This window comes from Microcystis aeruginosa FD4, from assembly GCF_009792235.1.
In the GTDB taxonomy this organism is placed as follows: domain Bacteria; phylum Cyanobacteriota; class Cyanobacteriia; order Cyanobacteriales; family Microcystaceae; genus Microcystis; species Microcystis viridis.
Map to the genome: position 1 here is coordinate 5386428 of NZ_CP046973.1, position 26216 is coordinate 5412643.

General features: G+C 41.8%; 22 protein-coding genes and 4 pseudogenes. 9 read left to right on the forward strand and 17 right to left on the reverse strand.

Features of this window, described 5'->3' with window-relative positions:
• Positions 1 to 258: 258 nt before the first annotated feature.
• The 4 genes from GQR42_RS26760 to GQR42_RS26780 form a co-directional block, all read right to left on the reverse strand.
• The gene (locus tag GQR42_RS26760; RefSeq protein ID WP_158202292.1) at positions 259 to 510 is read right to left on the reverse strand and encodes a hypothetical protein; all 252 of its coding nucleotides are present in this window, start codon (positions 508 to 510) and stop codon (positions 259 to 261) included.
• 438 nt (positions 511 to 948) lie between these two features.
• Entirely contained in the window at positions 949 to 1152 is a 204-nt protein-coding gene (locus tag GQR42_RS26770) for a hypothetical protein (protein WP_158202293.1), read from the reverse strand.
• A gap of 60 nt (positions 1153 to 1212) precedes the next feature.
• Complete coding sequence (locus GQR42_RS26775; RefSeq protein WP_158202294.1) at positions 1213 to 1824, reverse strand: class II aldolase/adducin family protein; 612 nt, start codon at positions 1822 to 1824, stop codon at positions 1213 to 1215.
• The gene (locus GQR42_RS26780; RefSeq protein WP_158202295.1) at positions 1821 to 2156 is read right to left on the reverse strand and encodes a hypothetical protein; all 336 of its coding nucleotides are present in this window, start codon (positions 2154 to 2156) and stop codon (positions 1821 to 1823) included. The genes GQR42_RS26775 and GQR42_RS26780 overlap by 4 nt, the downstream gene beginning before the upstream one ends.
• 241 nt (positions 2157 to 2397) lie before the next feature.
• On the opposite strand from GQR42_RS26780, the gene GQR42_RS29315 reads away from it, so the two are divergent.
• The 4 genes from GQR42_RS29315 to GQR42_RS26795 all read left to right on the forward strand — a co-directional run bounded on the left by GQR42_RS29315 (position 2398) and on the right by GQR42_RS26795 (position 5270).
• Positions 2398 to 2601: a hypothetical protein gene (locus GQR42_RS29315; protein WP_233271194.1), complete on the forward strand. Its 204-nt coding sequence runs from the start codon at positions 2398 to 2400 to the stop codon at positions 2599 to 2601.
• Between the two features lie 42 nt (positions 2602 to 2643).
• Positions 2644 to 2832, forward strand: a complete 189-nt coding sequence (locus GQR42_RS29320) for a hypothetical protein (RefSeq protein ID WP_233271195.1) — start codon at positions 2644 to 2646, stop codon at positions 2830 to 2832.
• A 316-nt stretch (positions 2833 to 3148) separates the two neighbouring features.
• Positions 3149 to 4042: a ferritin-like domain-containing protein gene (locus GQR42_RS26790; protein WP_158202296.1), complete on the forward strand. Its 894-nt coding sequence runs from the start codon at positions 3149 to 3151 to the stop codon at positions 4040 to 4042.
• A gap of 163 nt (positions 4043 to 4205) precedes the next feature.
• A complete protein-coding gene (locus GQR42_RS26795) occupies positions 4206 to 5270 on the forward strand; it encodes a pentapeptide repeat-containing protein (protein WP_158202297.1) in 1065 nt (354 codons plus the stop codon).
• A 78-nt stretch (positions 5271 to 5348) separates the two neighbouring features.
• Here GQR42_RS26795 and GQR42_RS26800 read toward each other — a convergent pair whose 3' ends face one another.
• From GQR42_RS26800 to GQR42_RS29695, 3 genes are all read right to left on the reverse strand, one after another.
• Positions 5349 to 6101 carry a Uma2 family endonuclease gene (locus GQR42_RS26800; RefSeq protein ID WP_158202298.1) on the reverse strand — a complete coding sequence of 251 codons (753 nt, stop codon included), beginning with the start codon at positions 6099 to 6101 and terminating at the stop codon, positions 5349 to 5351.
• 119 nt (positions 6102 to 6220) lie between these two features.
• Complete coding sequence (locus GQR42_RS26805; RefSeq protein ID WP_002737320.1) at positions 6221 to 6853, reverse strand: response regulator; 633 nt, start codon at positions 6851 to 6853, stop codon at positions 6221 to 6223.
• A gap of 514 nt (positions 6854 to 7367) precedes the next feature.
• On the reverse strand, positions 7368 to 7493 hold the full coding sequence (locus tag GQR42_RS29695; protein WP_257792609.1) for a hypothetical protein: 126 nt from the start codon (positions 7491 to 7493) through the stop codon (positions 7368 to 7370).
• Here GQR42_RS29695 and GQR42_RS26810 point away from each other — a divergent pair.
• The 4 genes from GQR42_RS26810 (at position 7478) to GQR42_RS26820 (ending at position 12801) form a co-directional block, all read left to right on the forward strand.
• A complete protein-coding gene (locus GQR42_RS26810) occupies positions 7478 to 9715 on the forward strand; it encodes a sensor histidine kinase (RefSeq protein WP_158202299.1) in 2238 nt (745 codons plus the stop codon). The genes GQR42_RS29695 and GQR42_RS26810 overlap by 16 nt on opposite strands.
• 23 nt (positions 9716 to 9738) lie before the next feature.
• Positions 9739 to 11250, forward strand: coding sequence for a glycosyltransferase family 39 protein (locus GQR42_RS26815; RefSeq protein WP_158202300.1), 1512 nt, complete (start codon positions 9739 to 9741; stop codon positions 11248 to 11250).
• A gap of 216 nt (positions 11251 to 11466) precedes the next feature.
• On the forward strand, positions 11467 to 11601 hold the full coding sequence (locus GQR42_RS29700; RefSeq protein ID WP_255520608.1) for a hypothetical protein: 135 nt from the start codon (positions 11467 to 11469) through the stop codon (positions 11599 to 11601).
• A 198-nt stretch (positions 11602 to 11799) separates the two neighbouring features.
• On the forward strand, positions 11800 to 12801 hold the full coding sequence (locus tag GQR42_RS26820) for a pentapeptide repeat-containing protein (RefSeq protein WP_158202301.1): 1002 nt from the start codon (positions 11800 to 11802) through the stop codon (positions 12799 to 12801).
• A gap of 189 nt (positions 12802 to 12990) precedes the next feature.
• Here GQR42_RS26820 and GQR42_RS26825 read toward each other — a convergent pair whose 3' ends face one another.
• From GQR42_RS26825 to GQR42_RS28085, 8 genes and pseudogenes are all read right to left on the reverse strand, one after another.
• Positions 12991 to 13233 (reverse strand): hypothetical protein, encoded by a 243-nt coding sequence (locus GQR42_RS26825; RefSeq protein WP_158202302.1) that lies wholly within the window; start codon positions 13231 to 13233, stop codon positions 12991 to 12993.
• Between the two features lie 290 nt (positions 13234 to 13523).
• A pseudogene (locus GQR42_RS26830) lies at positions 13524 to 14093 on the reverse strand (Rpn family recombination-promoting nuclease/putative transposase); the annotation flags it as partial.
• Positions 14094 to 14276: 183 nt separating this feature from the next.
• Positions 14277 to 15917: an MBL fold metallo-hydrolase gene (locus tag GQR42_RS26835; protein ID WP_158202303.1), complete on the reverse strand. Its 1641-nt coding sequence runs from the start codon at positions 15915 to 15917 to the stop codon at positions 14277 to 14279.
• Between the two features lie 24 nt (positions 15918 to 15941).
• Positions 15942 to 16064: a hypothetical protein gene (locus GQR42_RS29705; protein ID WP_002737208.1), complete on the reverse strand. Its 123-nt coding sequence runs from the start codon at positions 16062 to 16064 to the stop codon at positions 15942 to 15944.
• Between the two features lie 393 nt (positions 16065 to 16457).
• A complete protein-coding gene (locus GQR42_RS30240) occupies positions 16458 to 16697 on the reverse strand; it encodes an ISAzo13-like element transposase-related protein (protein WP_158202304.1) in 240 nt (79 codons plus the stop codon).
• Positions 16642 to 17593, reverse strand: a pseudogene (locus GQR42_RS30245) (ISAzo13-like element transposase-related protein). Before GQR42_RS30245 ends, GQR42_RS30240 begins: the two are co-directional and overlap by 56 nt.
• 652 nt (positions 17594 to 18245) lie before the next feature.
• Positions 18246 to 18641: a transposase family protein gene (locus GQR42_RS28080; RefSeq protein ID WP_199273365.1), complete on the reverse strand. Its 396-nt coding sequence runs from the start codon at positions 18639 to 18641 to the stop codon at positions 18246 to 18248.
• 34 nt (positions 18642 to 18675) lie between these two features.
• Complete coding sequence (locus tag GQR42_RS28085; protein ID WP_199273248.1) at positions 18676 to 19047, reverse strand: helix-turn-helix domain-containing protein; 372 nt, start codon at positions 19045 to 19047, stop codon at positions 18676 to 18678.
• A gap of 566 nt (positions 19048 to 19613) precedes the next feature.
• Between GQR42_RS28085 and GQR42_RS26865 the strand changes: the two are divergent.
• Positions 19614 to 20653: pseudogene (locus GQR42_RS26865) on the forward strand (IS630 family transposase).
• Here GQR42_RS26865 and GQR42_RS26870 read toward each other — a convergent pair.
• Both GQR42_RS26870 and GQR42_RS30250 read right to left on the reverse strand, forming a co-directional pair.
• Positions 20640 to 26048 carry a putative Ig domain-containing protein gene (locus GQR42_RS26870; RefSeq protein ID WP_158202306.1) on the reverse strand — a complete coding sequence of 1803 codons (5409 nt, stop codon included), beginning with the start codon at positions 26046 to 26048 and terminating at the stop codon, positions 20640 to 20642. The pseudogene GQR42_RS26865 and the gene GQR42_RS26870 sit on opposite strands and share 14 nt — an antisense overlap.
• Positions 26049 to 26213 (reverse strand): annotated as a pseudogene (locus GQR42_RS30250) (putative Ig domain-containing protein); the annotation flags it as partial.
• Positions 26214 to 26216: the final 3 nt, after the last annotated feature.

A 26216-nucleotide genomic window follows, 5' to 3' on the forward strand; every position in this document is an offset into this window, starting at 1 on the left:
AAAATCGGTAAAACCCTACACCCCACACCCGTTCGGCAAAAGCTCACGGCCGAAGCCCACACCCCACACCCTGTCCCCACGAAAAACTTTTTCAGCAGACCCTACTAAATTACTCGTTAAGACGGCAAGGGAGCGGGGAGCAGGGAGAGGCAGTTTGAGCATTTGTACTAAAATTTCCCAGACGCAGTTTAAATTCAGTGCAGCTTAACTTAGGAAAGATTAATAGACCTGAATCTAACTGTTTCAATCTTAGCGGACTTAATTTTCAATACAAATGATGACATCTGCAAACTGAGAACCGTCTTCGATATAAAATTCCGTATAAAAGAATGTCTTGTCTCGCTTTGGAAGAATTTTCTTGATTGAGAAATTTGCCTTGAATGAGTGACTATCAACTGGCTTAGAAAATCGAGTATTAAATCGTACAACCAGCGTTCTTTCATCTACTATTGTTGGGAAGAAATAATCTTTTGAAACTGGCTCAAAATTATATCTTCCATTAACTAACACATCGGATAATGTTGCATAGGTAAATTTGTTCGTAGGTGATGATAGCCTCCGCAGCATTTAGATGATATTTTCTCCCCTTCACTGCGTAGCGGGTAGCTGGCATAGAAAAAATACCAAAGGATTGTTTACCATCTAAATCAAACTCCAGCTTATTCAGATATTGACATTCTTTTTCGTAAACATCTAAGGTTAATTTGGTTAATTTGAGTCAGTCTTCTTCTTTAGACATATCTTAACTGCTTGAGTTTTGGTCTAGGAGACTCTATCAGCTTTTAGGTGGGATGTCAAAGGGAACAGGGAACCCTAAGTAACCTGAGTTCGGGATAACGCTATCTTATGGGACTGTGGGAAAACCTTGGTTAACAGGCGATCGCTAACAAGAAACCCGACCGACCGATGGACTGGGTTTTACCTCAATCTGCTTAACCCGAACTCAGGTTAATAAGAAGTAAAACCTCGAAACATATAACCGACAATAAAACCGATTAATAAAGCCCATGCTTGCCCAGTTTTGAGGAAATTTGAGAAGGCTTTCTGGACATTGCCGATGATATCCACGTCTTGCTCCGAAATAGTCATCAAGACATTGGTAAGGGGCGAAAAGTCGCTCGAGACGGATAGATGATGCAAGGTGTCGATCACGATGGCATTCCTCAAAAACGAAAATCTACAGAACAAGTTAACACAAAGAGGAGGTCACTTTCAAGATGATTGAAATTGCTGGTAATAGGACAATAATAAATTGCCCGCTTTTTCTAAATCTTGCCCAAAGGCGATAATTCCTTCCTCATGACCACTCATCACTAAAATTTGCTGCTCCTCTAGACGCTCTTCTTGACATAAACGGACAATTTCTGCGGCCATTTCTGGGGTTCCATAGGCGATATTTTCTTGAGTGGTCGGCACGCGATACATCAAATTTTGCCACAGGTGGCGATGATGAATATGAATAACCGCATTAATCTGGGGATTCGCTTCATAAATCGCTGCATGGGTGAGAGTTTCCGAAGAAGCGGCGATTGTTCCTCGACAAGTGACGCGATTTTCTCTCCAATCGTAGTCTATAACTGTGGTGTAATGGGATTCATTTAATACTGGTATCCCCCCGGTGTTAGTGCCAGAAATAATAATTTCTTTGTCTATTGTTCCTCGTTGACTCACATTCCCAAAACCGATTCCGTTATCGTATTGACCGATTAATCCCAGTTGATAGAGGTGATTGCGCCAATAATTTAATTCCTCGATCTGTGAGATTATTAAGGGACGGTCAGGAATCCAAGTACAATTGTATTTAACGTAACCTTCATCAATCATAAATTTTTCTGAAAATATTCGGGATAATTTTGACAAATTTTCTGCACAAAGTCCTGGAGAGGATAGGAAATATTAGTGATATAATTATTTTTGATAACTTGGGAAAATAGGGGTAAAACTTCCGTATCTAAGGCGGGTTTAAATAAGTCCATCGGCAGGATTAAATCGGAACCTTCCCGCACATCAATTGTCTCAAAATTATCGGCTACAATTAACCAAAGAGGACGCACCCAAAGAGCCGAACGACTTTCGATCACCTGAATTACTTCTCCGTATAAAGTTCGATTTTTGCAGAATAAACTAACAATTTGATGGGGAGTGAATGTGTTCATAGACAATTCTAGTTTTCCTCGATACTATAGCAGTTATCTTAATGGTGAAGTACAAAGTTTTTCTTTTCGGGAACGACGGAACTGCGGAACAGTTTAGTGATCGTATTTTGACATAGATTGTAATAAACTGACAAATTACTTAAAATAATTTAAGCTTTTTTCGCAAAAAAATGTTAAAACCTTGACATAAATACTAATTTACTCATGTTTGAATGATACTAATTAGGCGTAGGGAAAGAAAATGAATGTATTAGGAGAGACAAGATTTGAGCAGGAAGTAATTAATATGTCCTTGATCAATAGGTGCGATCAAGATAGCTATGTAGGTCAAGAACTAGGCAAAGTTTACCACGATTATCAAGAGGAAAACCAAGAAGCGATCGGCAATACTTGGCAGGACTGCTATCAATTTACCATATACGTTCCCCATCCCGATCGGCAATAGGAAGAAATCAGCCGAGAAGAAGGTTTAAGTTGCGGTTACAATGTGGAAGGCAAGCGCATTATTAACAGAAGTCAAATTCCCTATAAAATTCCTGAAGGGTGGCATTTTGTTGTCGTGCTTAAACAGGTAAAATTAGCAGGAGAATTTAAAATTGCCGCCCCAGGAATATTTATCCGTCCTTTAGGAATGCTCAATCTTGATCTTATCGTCGATCTGGATGAGAATCAATAGCAACCACTGGGGATCAAACATCCAATTATCTGCGATAATCCCAGGGATTGGGAAAACAAATTATTAAGGTTTCTCAAACAGGAAATTACCTGGCAAGAATTACCCAACATCGTTAATTATGTGGACTGTTATTTTAACCCGGATTATCGTCGTCCCCACTGGAGGGAAGTCTATCTAGGTGCCACGGGATTTAGTGGTTTTTAAGGCAACGCTCCCCAATCCCCCAATTCCCCAATTCCCAATTCCCGCTCCCTTGCCAGATCGGGGGAAAACTCCGTTAGAATACGGGAAGCCGTTTACAAAACGATACAAAATCATGACCGTTGCTTACCCTCGTAAATTCAAGAAGACGATGAGCGCTCGCGACATCATGAAGCGTGTCATTAGCGATCGCGAAATTCATCTTGTCACCCTCAACCGCTACCGCTACAACGAACAACGTAGCTGTAAAGACCTGACCGAACTGATCGAAACCTTAGACGGACAACCGCAAGAACTAATACAGGATCTTTCCCACCACGTCGCCGATGAGGCGCGCCATGCCTACTGGTTAACCGATTTATTGATCGAATTGGGGGCCGATGTGGGGAAACCGCCGGGGTTGTCCTATATCGATGAATTTGAACGTCTTCTCGATCAAGATCAATTCCAAGGTGAAGAACAAAGGGAAGATGGACTGATTGCGGCCCTGGCGGCAATTAACGTCACGGAAAAACGGGGATGCGAATACTTTGCCGCCCATATTTATGCTCTCAAAGCAGGGGAACAAACCCCAGAAAATCTGAAAATTCAGGAAACGATCGCCAAAATCTTTCCTGAAGAAGCCGGTCATGTGCGTTGGGGCAATCGTTGGTTAGCCAAAATTGCCCAAAAAAGCCCCGAACATCGGCAAAAAGTCGAAAAAGCTAAGGCCAAATACTCAGCGATCGAACAGGCCGCCTATGAATCGGGTATGGATATCACCCTGGGGGCAGAATTGCGCCGCGTCGGTCATTTAATGGAAATCGCCGCCACTATGCCGCTTTGGGAACGTCCTCAATATCTGATGGAACGTTTACCCCAAAGCCTTCTCGACCCGAAATTGCAATTATTCCGGGTAGAAGCGGCTCAAAAAGCCTGGAATCGTGATCCACAAATGTTTATGGAACGCTTTTTGCCGATGTTTTTTAATGCGGACGACAAGCTCGGCAAAAAAGAGAAAGTCAACTAATTTAACCTTGATTTTCAGGGGCAATCATTCAGCGATCGCCGAAGAAATGTTCATCGAGAATCGAGAAAATCGGCTATTGTTTTAAATGGGGGTGAGTTCTCGGCTTTAGGGCCAGAGAAACACCACTTTTTTACTGTTTATTTTGGCTTTTCTCTTTTAGATTATGCGTCTTTTAGCTGCCTTTGATCGCTATCCCGATAGTGTATCGTTAACCCTAGAACCAGTAGCCACCGACTCGCAAAAATTTGATTTATATTTAACTTTACACCTACAAGCTCAAATTCAATCTCTCCTCGGCGGGGAAATCAAATGGGGACTAAAAGGGGGAAAATTAGATTTTCTTTTAGTTAATTGTCGCCTAACACCAAATCCTCTTTCTAGTCAAGAGTTATACATAAATCGTATTAATAATCATCAATGGCGGTTATCTTTCAAAAGTCCTCAGTCAATATTTACAGGAGCGATCGAAAGGACTAACCTAGGAACCGTTAGTGTGGAGGAAGAACCTTATCATCTGACGGTGCAATTTTCGCTGACAGCTGCCGATATCTGTATCACGGAAACATCGGGATTATGGAAACACGATCTAAGTCCCAATAAACATAGTATTTTAGAGCGAAAGTTAGCATTTTTCCTGATGGAAAATCAATTTGATGCTTTTTTGAGTCGTATTTCTTTGGGTTCATCGCAGGTAGAATTAGATACTATTCGAGTTGAACCGCAGCCGGCAGCATCAGAAAATTTAGAGAAATTGCAGGCACAAATCGAGGGAATTTATGCTGCTGTTAGTGATGATTTTCTGGAATTAGCCCAATTAGCTGAACTTAATCCCCTAACGGATTTTACAGGGGCAAATCTCCTAGCAGCGGAATTAAGTGGTATGTCTTTAGGTATGGCCAATCTCTATCAAGCTAATCTGCGGGGGGCCAATTTAACCGATGCTGATTTAAGTGAAATTAATGGCAGTCATGCTAGTTTTAAGGGAGCGGATTTAAGCGGAGCCTTATTAGCTAATGCCGATTTAAGTTATGCTGATTTTTACCGTTCTAGTTTGGCGTTAGCTAATTTAATTGGCTCTAATTTAGAAGGAGCTAATTTGGTTGAAGTCAACATCACTCAAGCGAATTTTAGCGGGGCAAAAGTGCAGGGGGCAAAGTTTGCCGACAATGTGGGTATGACCGAGGAATTGCGGGAAAACTTACGCTTGCGCGGAGCTTTCTGCGATTAGTCAACTATTCAGCCTCTAAATGACACCAAATACGCTCACCTCTCACCGAAAATAGCGTTATTGAATAACAAAAGAAGATTAGAGATTTTCCTCGGTATCTATGCCCAATTCCCGCAGTTTAGCCGCTAATTTCGCCGCTTTTTGCTTTTCTTGCTGTACTTGGTTTTCTGCCTCTAAAACCCGATTTTCTGCCTCTAAAACCCGATTTTCTGCCTGTTGTGCCGCTTCTGCGGGAGTGGGTACTAATTCCCCTTCGGGGGTAAAATAGCGCAATTTATTGGCAGATAAACCCAAATATAAGCCTAATTGTTGACTCCAGAGCCATCCCTGGGCATTGGGGGTAATCGGTTGATATTGACCGCTAATTAGGGTAAATCCTTGAAATTCTAGGCTTTCTGGGTCAAACCAAAAATAATCGGGAGTGCGAAATATATCTTGATAAATTCGTTTTTTCTCCTCTCGGTCAACTTTGGCGGTACTATCGGAGAGAATTTCGATAATTAAATTGGGATATTTGCCCTCTTCTCGCCAAATTACCCAACTTCTGCGGTTAGGATTGGGATTTGTCCCCAAAACGACGAAAAAATCGGGACCACGGAAGAATTCTGACTTTTTCTGGTTGGGACTGTAATAGATAGTTAAATTGCCGGTGGCAAAATAATCTTCTCGCTCGCGCCACCACCATTCTAAACACTGAATTAATAAAATAATTTGTTGTAGATGTAGGTTACTTTCCAAGGGTGGTTCATCACTCCAAAATTCGCCTTCTGGGAAGATTATCTCAGGGTTGACATGAGACTCGACTAGGGGCAAGCTTTGAGCGATAGTCATGGTTTATCCAACAGAGATAGGTCAACAACTTATTATAAATCATTGAAGGGATTTTTTGAGCAATTGTAGCAGTAGCAATTGAGGTAGAATATTCCTGTAGGTAAATCGTCATTTTCTCGTTAAACAATACCAGATCGCAGGGCAATTACGGCCGCTTGTACTCGGTCGTCCACGGCCAATTTATTCATAATTCCCCGCACATGGGTTTTAATCGTATTGGTGCTTAAATAGAGTTGTTCGGCGATTTCAGCGTTACTTTTGCCCTCGACAATTAACTTTAAAACCTCCATTTCTCGCTCCGATAAAAGTGCTAGATTGGGATTAGGTTGCACCGCCGGCGGTTTGAGATTATCCATAACTAAACGGGCAATTTGAGGGTCTAAATAGGTGGCCCCATCCTTAGCTGCTTCAATAGCGGCCAAAAGGCGATCGAGACTCGCTCCCTTGATACAATAGGCATCAGCGCCACTGGCCAGGGCTGCGATCACTTCCTGTTGGAGAGTGTGGGAAGTGAGCATAACCACATGAACATTAGCTAAACCTTCCTTAATCTGTTTAGTTGCCGCAATGCCATCGAGACGGGGTAAACCGATGTCCATGACCACTAAATCCGGCCGTAGGGATAGGGCTAATTGTACCCCTGCTAGACCATCACTCGCTTGACCGACGATCTCAAAATCTGGCTGTTCACCGAGTGCTTGTTCTAAACCTAACTGCATTAAAGGATCGTCTTCAACAATTAAAATCCGCATAATCTTTGATTCCTAAAAGGAAAATGTACGGTTTTCACCCATCTGCATGAAGCAGAACTACTCCTAGTTTAGGCAATCTGGAGATAGATTAACAGTGACCAGTGACCAGTGACCAGTGATCAGTGACCAGTGACCAGTGACCAGTGATCAGTGACCAGTGATCAGTGACCAGTGACCAGTGACCAGTGACCAGTGACCAGTGATCAGTGACCAGTGACCAGTGACCAGTGACCAGTGATCAGTGACCAGTGAAAGATACTAAATTTATTGAAAATTGAAAACTTAAACCTAATAACTAGGAGTTACGCACTGTACAAATTCACCATGATGTGTATGAACGAAAATCCGTCGTTTCAGACTTTTGGCGATTAACTTCTGATCGATAGCGATCGCTCAAAAGTCATCAAAAAATCACGTTAAAATGCCCGAAACCCATACCTCATATTTGGTCGATCCTGTCAATGCGTAAGTCCTATAACTTAAAACTTAAAACTTAAAACTTAAAACTTAAAACTTAAACCTGATAACTGATAACTGATAACTGATAACTGATAACTGATAACTGATAACTGATAACTGATAACTGATAACTGATAACTGATAACTGATAACTGATAACTGAAAATGCTACGGATTTCATCAGATCGGTCGAAAATTGTGCTTGTTGCCCTAGTTTATCTGGGTGTTGGTTGGCTAGGCTATCTCTGCTTAAATTTAGGGTCGCGACCTGCCCCAATTTGGATGAGTGCTGGTATTGGCTTAACTGCTGTTTTTTTAGGGGGAAAAAGGCTAGTTTTAGGCGTTTTTATCGGAGATTTGCTTCTGACCTTCTTTTTAGGGGGCAGTTGGCCTATAGCTCTATTTTCGGCGCTCGGTAGCAGTGTATCGGCTCTGTTAGGGGCGCAATTCTTGCATTATCTGAGATTTTCCGCCACTTTACAGCGCATTCGCGATATCCTTTTGCTGGTATTTTTAGCGGCCTTATTGGCCTCGGCAGTTAATGCCACTATCGATACTTTTGCCCGTAGTTGGCTAAATACTTGGGATTGGCGGCAATTTGGACAGTCTTGGGGCATGATCTGGCTCGGAGATAGTACAGGAATATTAATGACCACGCCGCTGCTGTTGCGTTTTTGCTTCAATCGTCACTCCCTGAGGGAACCACGACAACCCCAACGCTTTGGCGAGGCCTTACTTTGTCTGAGTTTGCTAACGGGGGTGACTTCTGTGGTTTTTGGTGGTCAACAGAATTTTCTTAACCCCGACTGGAGTATGGTGCAGTACCTCGAATATCTGCCTTTTCCTTTTGTGGTTTGGGCTGCTATGCGTTTTCAGACTTGGGGAGCGGTAATAGCCAATTTTTTGATATCTATTTTAGCTTTGATGGGATTGGCTGGGGGAGTCAGCCCTTTTATCCTACAGGCCCCCGACCATACCAGAGGTGTCCTGATCTTACAAATCTTTTTAGTCATTGTCATGTCAACTTCTCTGTTTTTATCGGCGGCGATTACCGAAAGACAACAGATCGATCGAGCTTTAAATGAAACTTTAGAACGAGAACATTTACTAACACAAGTTGCTTTAAAAGTCCATCAATCTTTAGATATAGATCAGGTTTTAAATACCATTGTTGAGGAAATCAGACATTTTCTCGATGCCGATCAAGTCTATATCGGGCGCTGTCAAGAGGGGGGTTGGTCTAAGGTAATCGTCGAGTCCCGTCGTCCTGAGATTCCCTCACTGATGGGTTGGTTTCCCGAACCAGAATTACTGGAAGAATTGGGACAATTGTTTTCTTTAGATAAGTTAATTATTGCCGATAATACCGCTAAGGTGCAAACTCTACCCACTCTCAAGGGTTATTACGAATATCTGCAAGTTAAATCCTCTTTAGTTTTACCCCTAACGGTTAATAATCAACATTTAGGTGCTTTAGTTGTCCATCAATATTCCCATCCCCGTCATTGGCAAAAAAGCGAGGTCAAATTACTAGAACAGTTAGCCACCCAAGTTTGTATTGCTATTGGCCAAGCGCAACTATATCAGAGGGTGCAAAGATTGAATAATAATTTAGAACAAGAAGTGGCAGCAAGAACCCTGGAACTGCGGGAAAAAGTCCGGGAAATTCAGCATTTATACGAAATGAAAACGGTTTTTTTACAGGCAGTATCCCACGATCTTCGCACTTCGATTATGGGATTAGTGATGTTATTAAACAATTTACAGTGTCGGCAAACAGAAAAAGTAACTATCTCGCGAGCAATGCTCGATCAGGTGGTGCGTAGTTGCGATCGACAATTAACTTTAATTAATGCTTTATCAGAAAATCATTTTGCTGAAGAACGGCCTTTAATCTTGCATCGTCAACCTCTATCTCTAAAAAAACAGGTGGAAATTTGGCTCAAAGATTGGCAAAAAGATTTTGATTTATACCAAGCTACTTTTATTAATCTTCTCCCCGATAACTTACCCGCTATTGATGCCGATCCTTGTCAACTAAGAAGTGTTTTTGAGCAATTATTAAATAATGCCTTAAAACATAATCCTCCACCGATTCAATTAGCTTTAGATGCTCGTATTGACCAAGACATGATCTACTGCACTTTAAGCGATAATGGCATTGGCATGGATGAGGAACAATGTCAACATCTTTTCCGTTTATATGTAAGAAATCTTCATAATCAACACCTAACGGGAATCGGTTTAGGTTCCTACCAATGTCGGCAAATTATCGAGGCTCACTCCGGGAGAATTGGGGTAAAAAGTACCCCGCGGGTTGGCTCACAGTTTTGGTTTAGTTTACCGATTGCCCATCAAAATTATAGAGTGATTAAGCAGGAGTTAGTCAACAGTAATTATTGATTTTTAACAGGATCAAGATAATTATGCTTACCCGTCAATCTGGGATTAGATTTGCTTTAGGTTTATTGATTATTTTCAATATTTTCTATTTTGTCCATCTCGCCTACTATAGCTATGTTTGGCACGATGAATCTTTGGTCTTACTGCATCTTTCTGGTTACACACCTGAACAGTTAATTAACTATCTGTTCGACGGACAAATTAAATCTACAGAACAACTCTGGCAATTTCAAGGGGTTAATTCCGTGAAAGGGTTTCCCGATACCTTAGCCTCTCTTTATACTAGCTCGAATTACGATCTACCTCTCTATTACAGTTTCCTCTGGTTTTTAGCAAGATTATTAGGCAACTCTTATTTAGTCGTAAGGGGATTTTCGGTAATTATTTGGCTTGGTATTTTATGGAGTTTTTACCATTTAGCTTTGACTTTATTTAAAAATAAAAACGCCGCTTTAATCGCCGCTACAATTATCTTCTTTTCCCCGCGTTTTACTGGTTATGCTCTGGGAATTTGGGAATACGGACTATATGTTTTCTTTTCGATACTTTCTAGCTGGTTATTTCTCAAAGCTATTGATTCGTCGCAACCGAAAAAAGATTGGTTTTTCTATAGTTTATCCCTAATTGCTGGTTTATATACCCATGTTTTCTTTATTTTTGTTGTAGTGGTTCATAGCCTATATTTTCTGCTGCAGCTGAATTATTTTAACTCTTTAACCAAAAAATACTATAGCATCAGCTTACTTGCTTCCCTGTGGATTTATTCAATTTGGTTAACCCGGATTTTTACCAGTCGATTTACTATCTTTGGATGGTCAAAAGGCAGTTTACCCCTAGAGGTACTTTGGCAAAGATGGGTAACAATGATCGCTCGTTTATTTTATAATTTTAGTTTAGCCAATCCCAGCAGCACCCCTATTATTGAATACTGCCTAATTATCCTCGTCATCATCTCCTTTATTTATCTGGGCAAAAAAGCCGATAAAAAAGTTTTTACCCTGATCATTCTCCTGACCATTATCCCCTTTTTCTCTCTTTTAGCTTGGGATCTAATCAGAGGATTTCGCTACACAGCTGTGGGCAGATTTTACTTACCGAGTTTTCTCGGTATGCTGCTGGCAGTTACCTTTTTACTAAGTAAGGGATTACAGCATCGCCAAATCTGGGCAAAAATTCTCTTAATATTATTGCTAGTTTTCGGATTAATTGCCAAAATTCCCTATCCACCGCCAGCCACTAGATATGTGGGCTATGGTAGTAATATTCCCAACGCTTATACGATGATTAATCGCAGTCAAAAACCTCTAATTATTTCAGAACATTGGTTAGATACCTTGCCCCTGATTCATACCACTGATGCTAAGACAAAGTATTTATTTATTCAGTCGGATCTTAGAGTTTCCATCCCCTCCTTAAAAAATCAATTTACCGATATTTATCTCCTCAATCCTTCCCCCAGTCTCAGACAATATTTAGATAACCGGTCTGTACAATTATCTCCTACGGAAAATCAAGCCTTTTGGCGAATTGATTAAAAAGCCATTAACCGCTCTTGCCAAAACAGACCACAACCTGATATGATCAATAGACTAAGGCTTCAGGGAATAGAATTGGGCAGTTCATCCCTAAGAGGGATTGACTTTTACCGAGTTTTATGATTGCTCAACTGGAGAGTCCCCGAAATCTGGTGATTAAGAGTTTTAGCCTCTTGGCTAGTGGACTGACTAAGCAGACCTAACAAATTCAACTGTATGATACCGAGTCAAGACATCGGCGAGGCAGTAGATTCAGTCAGAAAAACTGACGCACAAGACTTCTCTAATTTAATGCCTAGACCTGGCTGGCAACAAGTGGCGGGTTTAGGTAGAGACTGTTTTTGGTATTGAACCCCGATTCTTTTCGTTCTTTACCGGTTTTAGTGATTGCCAATAGGGATTTTAAGCCCGTAATTGGTTGAAAATTTCTATTTATTCGCAAAAATTCCCAGTCGCTCCCTGTACTAATCCTAGGGATCGACTTCATGATCAGTAATTTTCCCCAACCAATTCTCTGGAAATCAGCTTCCAGAACAATTTAGTTATTTTATGAGTAGCAATGCCTTAACCAATCGTGAACATCTAATCGAACTGTACAATCGAGGAGAACGCAACTTTGCGGAAGTCAGACTTAGCGGAGTCAATTTAAAGAGACAGTGTTTAAACCAGATTAACCTAAGTCATAGTTACCTAAAACGAGCCAATTTAGCCGAAGCTTGTTTAATTAACGCTAATTTCAATGCCGCTGCCCTCGAAGAAGTCAATTTAAGCAAAGCCTGTCTTATCGATGCTAACCTGACTAAAGCCGACCTTTCTGGGGCAAATTTGCGCCAAAGTCAACTAAGCGGCGCAATTTTGAGTAATACTGTTCTCAAAAAGGCTGATTTAAGTTCTGCCTGTTTAATTCACAGTAGCTTACTTTTTGCTCAACTGTTCAAAGCGAATCTCGAAGCGGCTAATCTCACCTCAGCCACTTTAACCCATGCCATGGCGGGGAAAGCTAACCTAAAACGGGCTATTCTCACTCGTGCTATTCTTAGCTCTGCTAATCTTAGCCATGCTAACTTAAAAGAGGCTAACTTAATTCGAGCCTATCTCTATCAAGCTAATCTGGAAAACTGCCACCTTCAATACGCCGACCTCAGCTATGCTGATTTGCGCGGGGCGGATTTACGGGGGGCGGATTTACGTTATGCTAACCTCGAAGGTGCTAATCTGACGGGAGCTAACCTCAATTGTAGCGATTTTGAGGGAGCTAACTTAACTGGAGCCGATTTAAGCAAAACTGACGCTAATAAAGCCAATTTTCGCCAGGCTAACTTAACCGGTTGTAATCTTCTCGGCGCTAATTTAGCCTCCGCTAACCTTTCTGGTGCTAACCTACACCAAGCGGGATTACTCTTGAGTTATTTAGTGGGAAGCAATCTTAAACGAGCTAATCTCAAACAAGCTAACTTAATTGGGGCGATTTTAACTGAAAATAATCTCCTTTCCGCTTCCCTCGAAGAAACTATTCTTCCGAACGGTAGTCGCGGTAATCTCCTTTCCTAAAATACTGACTCCTCACCCCACCAACAAACCGTTTTAGCAGGCCTTGTGTGGGATAGCAAATTCAGACCCTTCAAGGCCATGAAACGAAGAGTTCTCTGGGTGTATTGGCTTGCAAACGGCAATAAATGACCAATTATAGTGTAAGGAAGCTTTAAAAGCCTTCCTTTTTGGTTAGGGGGCGATATAGTCTTATGTCCCCTTTTGTATAGCTCTAACCTGTTTAACCTCTAACTCTAACGCGGATGCGACTTGCTCAACGCTTAACCCTAAGGCCAACAAACGAGGAACAGCCTCTAGTGCTTTGTTTAGTCTGCCTTGCTCAATGCCTTGCTCAATGCCTTGCTCAATGCCTTGCTCACGACCTTCCTGACGCGCTTCCTCGCGCACATCTTGAAAATACTGAGTTTGTTTTAATTCATCTAAACTAAACATAGTTTCTATCTCCCGACGATTGAGAGGCGGTAAGGGACTTGCGCTTTGATAATGTACCTTTTGGGCGAACGCAGTTCGCCCCTACATTGTGGACAAAATCCGTTACTGTAGGGGCGCAAAGCTTGCGCCCTCCACGCGGAGGGGGTTTGCTGATCACCCTAAGTAGGGGGAGAGCCTTCGAGAACCCCCTTCCAATAAGGGACTTGCGCTTTGATCCTGTGCCATCTGGCTGGTCTGATTCTTCTACAGAGCGATTTTCAAAGCTGGGATATTATTCCCACGCAAGTCCCTAACTTATAAATGAGAATCGTCTCTATTAATTGTAAGAGTTCTTGCGGTTTTTGGTCGGGGGTTAATTCTTCCCGCACTCTTTGGATTAATTTTCGGGTGCTATCAAGCGCTTTTGCTTTAGATAGGGTGATTAATTGGACTGTGGCTAAACCAATCGAAGTTTGAGGAATATTTTCTAATTCATTCAGATAAATCCGTCTGACTCGCTCGCAGTTGAGGAGTTCCCGATAGCGTTGAACTTGATTGGTTTCTACTTGAGGGTTAGGATAGACAATCACACCCCGCCAATCATTGGTTAAGTCGGTTTTACTGAGATATAAGAATATTTCAGTGAAAAAGCGCTGATAAAAAGCCTCATCTTCTTGAAATTGTACCTCACAGAAGTAGATAGGAGTCTGGGGGTGATTATTTTGCGGCAGAAAGACTCCATCGAGACGAAAGGAAAGTTGTTTGACTTCCACTGAGTCAAAGCGGTAGTTATTGGCTTCGGTGATAGGGAGTTGAATTAATTCAAAGAAGATAGAGGGGAAAGATTGAAAGAGTTGATCAAAAATCGTGTCAGTTTTCATGCTCTTATTTCTGAACTTCTCCCCTAGGAATATACTAGCTATGGCTAAAAGTCTAGGAGAGCCTGAGTTAAAATCTTCATAAGGGTTTTGTTAATTTTTTAGTATTTCTGTATGGAGCAAGTCCAGGAATACTGACTCCTAAAGACCGACTCCTAACCCCCAAACTTTTTCAGCCAGCCCTAATTATATATTGGCTTCAAAAACGGGACAATAGCCTTCGGGAACCACTTTAAAACCGTAGAGGGGAGAAGCGGGATTCCAACAACGCTGACTTTTGTAGTGGACACAGACACGACAGCAATCCATCTCCTCTAAAGCTTTGGTGATGCGATTGGGATTCTCGCTTAATAATTCCCGTTGGGAGACTCCCCGCAATAATAATTCTTCCCCTTGCCAGCGCGCTTCTACCAGTCCCGTATCGGCGAAATTCCTCCACCGGGGATCCCGGGTGATCGGCTCTGGTAAGGTGATAGTGACGATCGAATCCGATTCATTTAATTCTCCCTCATAGTGACTGGGGGCCGGGGGTGTCGGTTGCATAAAGCGATCGCCAATGGGCAATTCCACCAGGGTTCCCACGGCCGGAGAATGGAGTTGATAACGGCTTTGTAATTCTTCTAAACTGGTCAAATCCGCTAGATATAGGGGTGAACCATGGACGAACATGATATGCTGCGGTCGCAGGTTATGGATCAGTTGGGTGGTGTTGCGACTATCGCTATGTTCCGCGAGTAGATAGGTTTCTTGGCTAATTAATCGCGAACGCCGTGCCGCTTTTAATCGGGGATTCTCCGGGTTGATATCGTGCAGGTGTTGGGGAACTAACATTAACCAAGGTTTATCCCCTTGCAGATATTCACTCACCTCCTCTAGGCGATCGATTAGTAAAATTATCGGAGTGGTTCCCCCTAGGGGTGTCGGTTTTTCTGGCAACCTTCGCAACCGGGGACAGATGCGCTCATCCCAAAATAAGGGCTGATGTTTGGCAAAATTCTGGACAGATGCGGGAAATTGTGGTAAAATCTCTAGGTAAGCATCGCAGGCTTTAGCGATCTTGCCCCCAACCCAGATATCAATGTCGCGGCCCGTGAATTGGTGGTGCGACCGCAGTAATTTTAAAATTTCTTGACCCAATCCCAAAGCGGGGACGGGTAGTAAGACATTTTGCCCCTCAGCGATCGCCTGATAGATGCGATTCATCAACTGTTTTTCCTGCTGTCGTCGGTGGGGATGGCGTTCTGTGCCGTAACTGCCTTCAATAATCAGCACATCGGGGGATATTCCCCGCAGCAGATCGATCGATAATCCTTCCACCAGTTGAAAATTAGACAGGGAAAAATCGCCGGTATAGAGGACTTTATAGGTGCGTTTGGGGGTTTTGTAGGTGAATAGGACCACGGCAGCCCCAGGCAGGTGGCCCGCTGGAAAAATCTCGACGGTGAGATCCTCAAAGAGAGCGATCGGCGATCGCCATGGCCAACCCTGACAGAAACTGCCGATTTCCTCGGCAGCATCGGGCCATTGTAGGGGCAGCAGTTGTACTGTCACCTCACTGGCATAAACTGGCAATTGGGGATAGGTCTGATGGAGAGCCATTAACCCACGGATGTGATCGCTGTGGGCGTGACTACAGAACACCAGATCCATGGGGGGTTTTTTGTTTTGGGTGAGGGGTTGCATATCGGCCAAACCGCAATCTAAAAGTACGCGATAGGGACCGATTTTCAGCAGGAGACAAACCCCTTCCGACGCATGACCGACACCAAAAGGTAAACAGGATAAAAGAGATTTTGACCCCCAGACGGCAGTAGAGCGTTGAACCATGGCAACCCTGATCATGATGACTGGTTAGTGAGCCGAACCGTTGCCATCGTAGTTATCGCTATCATAAAAACCGTTGCGGGTGCCGAAAAAGAGACAAGAGACGGTGAATACAGCCGTCAATGCCAACAAGATTAATTTGATGTCCATATAATTAGTGCAACTCCTCAGAGGGTATCTACCCTAATACTAACCCAACTTTTTCGGTTGTTAGCAGCTAGGTTTCGGGTTTGGCCATGGGCCCTCACCCTCTTTTAATAATTAAACTTGCCAGTAATTTGTTTTGATTCCATCAAAAACTACTGATAATTATCTGAATTAATTAGCATTTTTTGTCATGATAATCAAGAAACTTTAACAAAAATTTAGCTGGCTTTACCAGCATTTAGCCTGACTTTAAATTCTCCTTTTGTAGTCATTCTCAAATTGATCAGATGTAACTAAGGGACTTGCGTAAAAATAAGATGCCAGCTAGGAGGGCAGAACCGTCACATCCCATTTGGGCAAAGTTTCAGAACGCTGCGTTGAAAGGTTGCAATTGTTCTAGTTCTTAGCCAAAACCTTCACCCCTTTTTCATAAGTTCCTTCTCCCAAATGCACTAGAGGTTTTATCCCCTTCCAAGTCATGTTAGAAGCCCAATTAAGAGCCGCATCAATTGAATCTAAAATTGCCCCATTCCAATAGTTCTCTAAGACGGTCCAACACCTTTCAATTGGATTATATTTACTAGGGCATTTGCGGGTAATAGATGAGCCGTATTTGCCACTGAGTTTTTCGGGCAAAGTCTACCATTCTTTTGATAAATTGGCTGCGGTTGCTGCGAGTGGCTGCCCCTCCATCTAAATCAATGACTAATTCTTCTAACCCTGGATAGATTGCTTGATTTTCTTGCCACCACAACTCTAAACAATCTGCTACAAAATCTGAGGTTTCAGCCGATTGACCGAAATAAATAGACAGGCGTTCTCCCCTCATATCTAGAATTCCTAAAGGGACTAAAACAGCCATCCATTCCCTATCATGATCATTAGCTTTTAATGGCTCGAGATAGCGGGCTTTACCCTGACGAGATAAATTGCCTATCTTAACTTTAGCTTTGCTATCCAAGGAAATTCTCAAAGATTTAGTCTGGTTGTCAGCGGCTTGATTGGCCCGTAGCTCCGTTGGCAAAAATTGCCTCGGTTTCTGGGATTTTTTTGAGCGGTTTTATTTTTTGTGTTTTTTTTAAACTATAGCCCATTCGATTCAAAATATCTCCAATGGTTTGACGAGAGGGCAATTGTTCATCTCGATAGCCTTTTTCTTCTCTTAATGCCTCTCTTACGGCTCTGGCACTGATTTTAGTAAAGGCAAAAGTTGATGGGAATTTAGGGTATGCTTGCGAGTACATCTCCACTAAACTTTTAATATCTGCCTCTAAGTTTGGTAGCAGTTCCTCCGTTTTTTTTCTCCCCCTAGCACGATAATTATCAACACAAATAATTCCAGTTTCTAACTCTTTCAATCCCGTTGCTATTGCCTGCCTAGACCATCCCAATTCTGTTTCGGCTTGGCGCGGCGAAGAGTTAAAATAGTCTATAGTTACTTGCGCCATAAAAGCCCTTTTCTTAAAACCTGTCAGCTTTTTTGCCGCATCTTTCAAGCTTGATTTGATTTTTTCAGTCAGTTCAGTTACCATAGTTGAGAGTGGGAGTAACAAGTTGCTTCTCTAGTCTAGATGGTAATTTATTAATACGCAAGTCCCTTAACTCGAGGTATTGACTATTTCAAGTTAAAACCGTCGGAACTGCCTAAGACGACTATTCTTGTAGATAATGGTTATCATCCTGACAAAATAGAGAAGGAGTTGGTTAAGGTCTATCCAGAGATAATGACTAAAATTCAGTTTGAACTGTCTCCAAAACCGTCAAAAACCGAAAAAGCGGAGAAGGGTTGCTCAGGATTCGTACCTGTAAAAACTCGATGGGGGATTGAAAGAAGTAATTCTTGGATGGAACGCTGCAAATCTTTAGTCAAAAATTTTGAGCGCACTTTAGAACACTCCACTACCAAAATTCATCTCTGTTTTCTTCGACTTCTACTACGACGATTAGCTGTATCCTAAGATACCAAATGGATTCTATAGGCCTCTGTTCTAAATTTTTGAAGTTCCAGAATGTTATTAGACCTGTTGGGAAATAAAAAAGAAACAGAAAGTTTGCACAGTAAGGATTTCATTATCTCTTACCAATTAAGCAGCATCCAAATAGAAGTTCCATAAACCAGTAGAATTCAACATCAAGCGGTCATCAAAATCAGGCACACGATTCCTATAAACAGCCGTTACACAGTTATATCGCTTTATTCGGAGCATGAGCGTGTTCACATTTCACTCGTTCTCGACTCAATTCTCTATTTTGTATCTTCTGAAGTGCACTTAACTCTTTTCCTTTTGGCTTTTTATGCGGGAGATAAACATTTTCATATTCTTGTTCCAATCCCTTAAACCCTAAATCTCCCTCTATTGCAACGTCATTGGGGATATATTCTCCTAAATTTTCCTCGTCCAATTGTTTTTTATCATGGGCTTTTCCTCCCCTCGCTTTACTCAAGTAGATGACACGCTTTTCATCTGTACTGCCTGTAATGTGTTTCCTCGTATGTCGTTTTTTCTTCCCTGAATAATACTCTTTCTGTTTCTCATTATCTTGCGGGCGTTGTACTGGACGCTCTGTTCCATCTAAGATGACTTTTTTGACGAAGGGAAATTTTTCGACAAATTCAGTAGATGCTTGTTAACTGACGAACTGGCAACGCTTTTTTGTCACCTAATGATACCTCTAATATCGGCAACAGTCGATGTACCCATTGGTGAGCGCAGGAACGGTCAAAATTAAATAACACACTCATCAGGTCGAAAGTCGGATAACATTTGCAGTACAACAATATATAGAACAATTTGTCTTTCATTTCTCTCAATGTTGCTTTTCTCCCTCCTCCCATTGCCCGTTTTCTTTTTATTTCGGGTTTGATTAGACTTTTTTCATACGCTTCTGTACTCCTTGGTAGGAGTGCATTGAAGGCTTTGCTATTTAGCCCTGTCATCGCCCGTATTAAGCGATCTTGTTTGAGTATCCTTTCTATATCTAGCATTCTTGGATTTTCTGATCATTGCTTTTTTTCTTATTATCCCTTATAACCCAACAAGTCTATTATTCATCTAAGGGAGTTTCTTTAATGCTTGTATTTTTTATTTTCTCCCTTTTTGTTATTCTCGCTTTATTAATATATGTAGGGCTTGCTGAATAATGGTAAAACCCTTTTAAAATAAGGCTTTTGACCTGTTAAAATTCGGTGTTAGTGCTGCGAAAATCGGATTGGGACTCTCAAAAACCTGGCATTATCCTTCTTGTAGTACATAGCTTGGTACAAAAAAACAGGGCAACAAAGCCTGAGACTCCCGACTCCCGACGACCGACGACCGACTCCTAAACCCACGAACAAACTTTTTCAGCAAACCCTATTTAAATGCGATCGCCGCTTGGGTAAACATTTAGTCTAAACTCCAGTTACTGGCTACAAATCAGGAAAAAGCCCAATAAATCTAAAGCCGCGCAAAATCCTTGTTATACTTTGCACGGCTACAACTTGCATTTTTTACTCAGGGATAATAATATAGTTGGAGAGTCATAATTAGAAGCAAAGCACTCATTAAAAACATGATTAACCTAGAATTCACAGAAGAAGAAAAGAACTCACTGTATTATGAAAGATTTCATCATCCCCATCCCCGGGTTCAACTGAAGATGGAAGTTCTTTGGTTAAAGAGTCAAAAGATACCGCACCAAAAAATTTGTCAGTTAGCAGGAATCTCGCCAAATACCTTATTAACCTATCTTCGAGATTATCAAGAAGGCGGAATAGAAAAATTAAAAGAAATCAACTTCTATCGCCCTAAAAGTGAATTAGAGTCTCAAAGAGAAACCCTCAAAAAATATTTTGAGAAAAATCCACCAGCCACAATAAATGAAGCTGTATGTAGAATAGAAGAATTGACAGGAATAAAACGAAGTCCTACCCAAGTGAGGAAATTCTTAAAATCAATGGGAATGAAATGTTTAAAAGTAGGTTCTCTTCCTTCTAAAGCTGACCCAGATGAACAAGAAGACTACAAAGAAAAAAAGCTAGAACCAAGACTAAATGAGGCTAAAGAAGGAAAAAGGGCTGTTTTTTTTGTTGATGCTGCTCACTTTGTTATGGGAGCTTTTCTCGGTATTGGTGTTTTGAGAGACTTTTCGTTAAGTCACCGAGCGGGCGTAAACGCTTTAATGTTTTAGGAGCATTAAATGCAATAACTCATGAAGTTATTCTGGTAACAAATGACACTTATATTACAGCAACTCAAGTCGGTGAACTTCTTGAAAAAATAGCTGCTTTAGGACTAATAATTCCCATTACTCTAGTCTTAGATAATGCCCGCTATCAGAAATGTAAAATTGTTGAAGAATTGGCTCTTTCTTTGTCAATAGAGCTACTCTATCTGCCGTCTTATTCGCCTAATCTAAATTTAATTGAAAGGCTGTGGAAATTTGTCAAAAAGAAATGTTTATATGGTAAATATTATGAAAACTTTTCTGACTTTTCTTCAGCTATTTATGAATGTCTGAATGATGCCCATCTGAAACATAAAAAAGAACTGGATTCCTTGCTTACTCTACGATTTCAGAAGTTTAATAAATCTCAGATTATGAACGTCTAAAGTATAGCTGACGTTGCCCCGTTTTGTTGAGAGGATCCCGAATAATTCCCACATTGCCTCCCGCAGGACGATAGTTAATATGAGAGAGATAATTAAACCAATCTTCATGACTGTAAGGATTGTAGTTAGGATCTTTAGAAATAACTCCGCCAAAATAGGTATTAAAAGCTGAGACAAAGGCATAATCTACTGTTTGACTTGCGCCTAATGTACCGGCGGGTAAGAAAGCAATCCCAGAAGCATTGTTGACATCTAAGTAATCTGAATAACTCCCTAAAGTTAAGTCAACACTATCAACAAACACATCATTGCGGAGGATACCCAAACCTCTTCGATCTTCAGAACGATTGGTAAACAGCATCACATTGGGTTCTGGGGTTGTAATAATCGCGTAGGGTTCTCTTCCCACCGCGATAACCTTAGTTTGTTGCCAAATTGTCTCTGATTCTGGATTGACATCAATAACAATAATGTTTCCTGATTGAACTTGTTGGTGTTGGCCTAAAATCGATCCAAATCCTCTTTGTGCGGGGGCAGTAGCATAGAGTTTAGTCCCATCACTGTTAAAGGCAAGACGAGGAATACCAGAGGCCGCATCAACCGAGATAGTATGAACTAACTGATGATAAGTGGCTGAATCTGCCTGAATATCAATCACATAGATCAGCGGTTGTAAGCGATCGCTCACATAAAGATAATCTCCATCATTATCGCTAATTGCCCAATAGGGACTAGCGCCAGCGATTCTGATGGAATCAATTTCTGGGGTATTGGGATCGATATCCACCTGCCTTAAGGCTTGCATATCCACAACAGAGATTAAACCATTACCTCTAGGAGCATAAACACGGGTTAAATCAGGGGTTGGCGCAACGGTTTGAGCCGCCATAACGCCATCTTGAAAAGTGAGTCGAGCGACGATATCCCCCGTTTCTTGATCTATGAATCCTAGTCGCTTAAACCCTAGTGCGGAGACTGCATATTTTCCTTCAAGGTAATTTTCAAAAGAAATTCGATTGCTTTCAAAATCTGTTGGTATTTTCTCAACTTGTAAAGGCGTAGTAATGGTCTTAAATCCTGGACGCACGACAGAAACATCAGCTAAACCAATTACAATTGATTGAGGAACGCTGACTTGAATTTTGGTATTAGTAGCTGACAGGATTTTCCCTTCTACTTTAGTACCATTCAGATTGTGGAAATAAACTTTTGGTGTTGCTGCTCCATTAGGCGTGAATAGATCTCCTTTAAAGCGATCGCCATATAAAGTTACTTGAGGTTCAGTCTCAGTAATCTCTAATTTAGCTGAAAGAATCACAGGATCTACTAACGGATTCTTAGGGACTGGGGGCAAAGTAATAGGTAGTTGTAGCGTATTTGTTCCCGGTTTTAATTCTAAATTAAAGGTTGTCTTGGTGGGTAAACCAACTTCAGGAATGGAGCGCACCTCAATTAGTTTATAGCCTCCTGGAACAAATGTTACGCCAAACCCCATCATTCCAATCGAAGCCATTAACCCACCTAAAAATTGAGGCTGAATAATACTTTCTTCTGGGATTGAGAAGGATTGAGTCTGTAGGCTATTAATGGGTGCAGGAGCATCTTTAAAGATAACAACACTATTTCCAGGATTGCCTTCCAGAGTAATATTTACCACGCTTAAAGACTCCCGTGGAGCATATCCCATAAAATAAGTCCCACTACCCCAAATTCCCGTAAACGGTGGCGAACTTGTGCGAGCATAGCCATCACTCCCCACAATACCTTTCTCTAACTGCAACCATACAGGTTGTTCATTGCCATTCTCATCGGGAACAGTACTAGCACGGAAGAAATATACTTCTGCCCCTACTGCTAAACTAGAATCCACAGGAATTGCTAACTGAATTGGTTGATTGAGAGTCTTATTGCCTAAATTCAACTCAAAGGCTTTTAAGGCTTGGAAGGGTTCGGGAATCAAGTAGGGTAAGCTATCGACCCCAATCGCGTTAATACTTACAGTAACTCCTTCAGCAATCGTTTCCGGTCCGATACTAATCAGAGAACCATCCGCACCTTGAACGACTCCTCCCTCATTGCTAATCACAACTGGACCACTAAGAGGATTAGTTACTTTAACGGGAATTAACGCTTCAGAACCACCATTAATCACCGTAATCGTCGTTAAACCTGGATTTTTGGCTGTTACCAACCCATCAGCACTAACAGATACAACATCAGAATTACCGACATAGTAGCGCGTTCCTTGCTCTGCCTTAGTTAAATCAATCTGTCCGGCGACATCAATTTTTAACTGTCTTGTTCCTACTTGACTCGGTAAAGCTAGGGTTTCGGGATATTTACCCAACCCTAACACCAAAATTGCCTGCTCGATCGCTTCTGTCGGAATCCCCACATTAAACGCTGTTACTGCTTGAATCCCATTGCGAGAAACAGAAATAACCCCATTTCCCTCTGCTAATCCCAACACTTGACCGCTAGGATTAATCGTCGCGGCGGTGGGATTACTAGAAGCTAAAGTAAGGTAGTTACTGGGGAGAATAACATCTTTTTGGTCAGCAAAGTCACCAATAAAGATGAGTTGAGTTCTTTCCCCTTTGTCTAATAAAGGATTGCGATTCTGAATATCTAAATCAATCAAAGCTGCATCACTGACATTGACTGTCACCGTCACCGGTTGACTGCTACTAAAACCATCATCGGCGATTAACTCAAAACTCGCTGTACCTGTATAGTCTGCACTGGGAGTAAAAATTGCTCCCTTACCATTGGGGGTCATTCCTACCGTACCATTAACCGGATTGAGAACCCGATAGAAGACCTCATCTCCTTCTAAATCTTCCGCTAGATTGATTAAAGGAACAGTCACCTGTAAATCCTCATGGGTTAACAGGGAAGTTGTCTGGACAACGGGGGACTGATTGGCTTTAAATCCGAAATTGCTCCCCAAAATCTGCACATCGGTGGCGTTAATTGTCCCATCGCGGTTGACATCCAGATTGAGAGAATAGCCAGCTTCTCCCACTTTACGCCCTAATCCTACCATCAGCAACTGACCATCAACCCCATCTACTAAACCATCTTGGTTGACATCCCCAGCGACAAAGACTTGCAGGGAATAGTTACCCGTATTCCCTTGAATTTCTAGTAAATTTAGGCTTTCTTGGTCAACTGCAAATAAACTAAAGGCACTATTGCTGTTTAATTGGCTAGATAGCGGCGTTAAGCCTTGAATTAGAGGTAAATTAGGGTCAATGTTATTACCTTTCACCTCAACTCCTAATAAGACAATTCCCGTCGCGGTAGAATTGACTTCCGATTGACGCACACTGAAACTGTAACGCTGAATTTCCCCTGTCTTAAACTGTCCTTGAGTTACAGTTGGGTTAAATTGGAAAGCACTCCCTAAATTGCCAGTTAAAGTTATAACTTGCGGTTGTGGGGTATTGTAGCTAATAGTAGCACCTGGTTGATTAGCCGCAGCCACTAGGGTTAAACGATTATCCTCAGAGTAACTGTAATAATTAGATTGGGCTAGGGCTAAATTACGGACATTAACCAGATTACCTTGAGCATCGTACTTATAAGTAATAATTCTGCCGTCTGGTGCGCTAATTTGGCTTAAACGTCCCTCAGCATCCTCGATAAAGCCAACCGACTCCCCACTCGGACTGATGATTCCACTGTCACTGTAGGTCAATTTAACCCCATTGGGGGTGATTTGTGCTTGTACCTTCCCTATTGCATCTAAATGATAAATCGTTCCATCTGGTGCGGTTAGGGTAAAGCTTGGGCTTGGGTGCAAGGCTTGCGCTCTTACGGTGGTAGGATTATAGGGTTGTCCTGTTTTCAGTTCATAGAGACGTTCTCCCGCGAGGGATAATAAGGCATTTTGGGATTGTAAGGTGTAGTTAACTCCAGTATCAGCAACCCAAGCAGGAGTGTAATAGACTAACCCCGGAATTTCCTGGCGTTGAGGTTGGAAAGTAAAGCCGACTCGTTCTCCATTCGGTAAGGTTAAATAGAGTCTTGTTCCGACTCGGAAAGGATTATAAACCCCTAAGTTTTCTCGTCCACTGGAGGGGACATTAGTTTGAATTTGAGTATCTGTATTCGTTAATCGCCAACCCTGACCAAAGGTTGCTGATTGACTACTATTTAAGGAATCATAGGCGCGAATTAAGTCTAAATTGACTCCATCTAAGGTGACAGTTAAATCTGTTTCACTACGTTGGTACTGACTGGATTTTTGGGAAGTGTTAATCTCAATGATTGCTGTGGTTAAACTGGTGCGACCACTGATATCTGTTGCATTTAATTTGAGTTGATAGAAACCATTGCTGAGGGTAGTCGGCTCTAATTGGGTTAACGGTGCAGTGGCGATCGCTTGATTTCCATCTGCTAGTTTAACATAGTGGTTACTTCCCAAGGTGGCTAATTCTAGTGACCATTCATCTAGGTTTAGATCCGCTACTGTCCCAACAATGGAGGTGACATTAGTGATTTTTTCTCCTTCTAAATTATTCAAGAAAGCAACTACAGGGGGAAGATTATCCTGGGGATTACGAACTTTAATAATACTGGTTGTTTGTCCTGCAAATCCATCCACATCTGTAGCTTTGGCTGTGACTAAATACTGTCCAGGAGTATTGGGGGTAAACTCACCCCGTCCCTGACTATCTAGGGTTAAAGGTTGTCCATTGACGCTTAAATTAATCGTGGCAATATCCGCCAGACTGGTAGCGATTGCATGAATTAAGACTTTTTGTTCTGGAATAGCAGGGAAACTGGGAGTTAATTCAATAGTAACAGGTAAGGGTTCGGGAGCGATCGCCCCATGAATTAAGACTCGTTCTGTGACACTACTTTCCCCATCGGATACCCCAAAGGTAAGGGGATAATCTCCCACTTGTCCGGGGTTGGGTAGCCAACGAAATTCTCCTGTTTTGGGGTTAAAAGTTGCTCCTTCGGGAAGGTCTGTGACACTGTACGTTAGGGTTGTATTTAAGTCAGGATCACTACCAATTAAGTTGAATTTCAGTTCTTTTCCTAAAACAGCATTGTGATTCGATACTTTCAAGCTGGGTGAACGATTGACATTATCGACTTTAAGAGTAACATCGATGGTATCGCTTGCTCCTTGGGGATCGAAAACGGCAAATCTGACTTTATATTCTCCCGCTTGTTCGTAACCAGGAGTCCAACGGAATTGTTGAGTTCTAGTATCGAAGAATGCACCATCAGGAAGTTTGGTTACCGCGGAATAACTCAGAGAATCGCCATCTGCATCATTCCCAGAGAGGAAAAATTGAATCGCCGATTTTTCCCTTCCAGCTTGGATGGGAACGGGGATTAAAACGGGTTTTTGATTAACATTATTTGCCTGAATTGTCAAGAGTTGAGTGCTAGATTTATTGCCATCGGTCGCAGTAATTGCAATATCTTTGTAAGTTCCTGCATCAGCATATTTAGGAGTCCAGGTTAAGCTACCTGTGACAGGATCTAGGATTGCTCCTTGGGGTAAATTGGTCGCAGTATAAGTCAGGGAATCTCCCTCTGAATC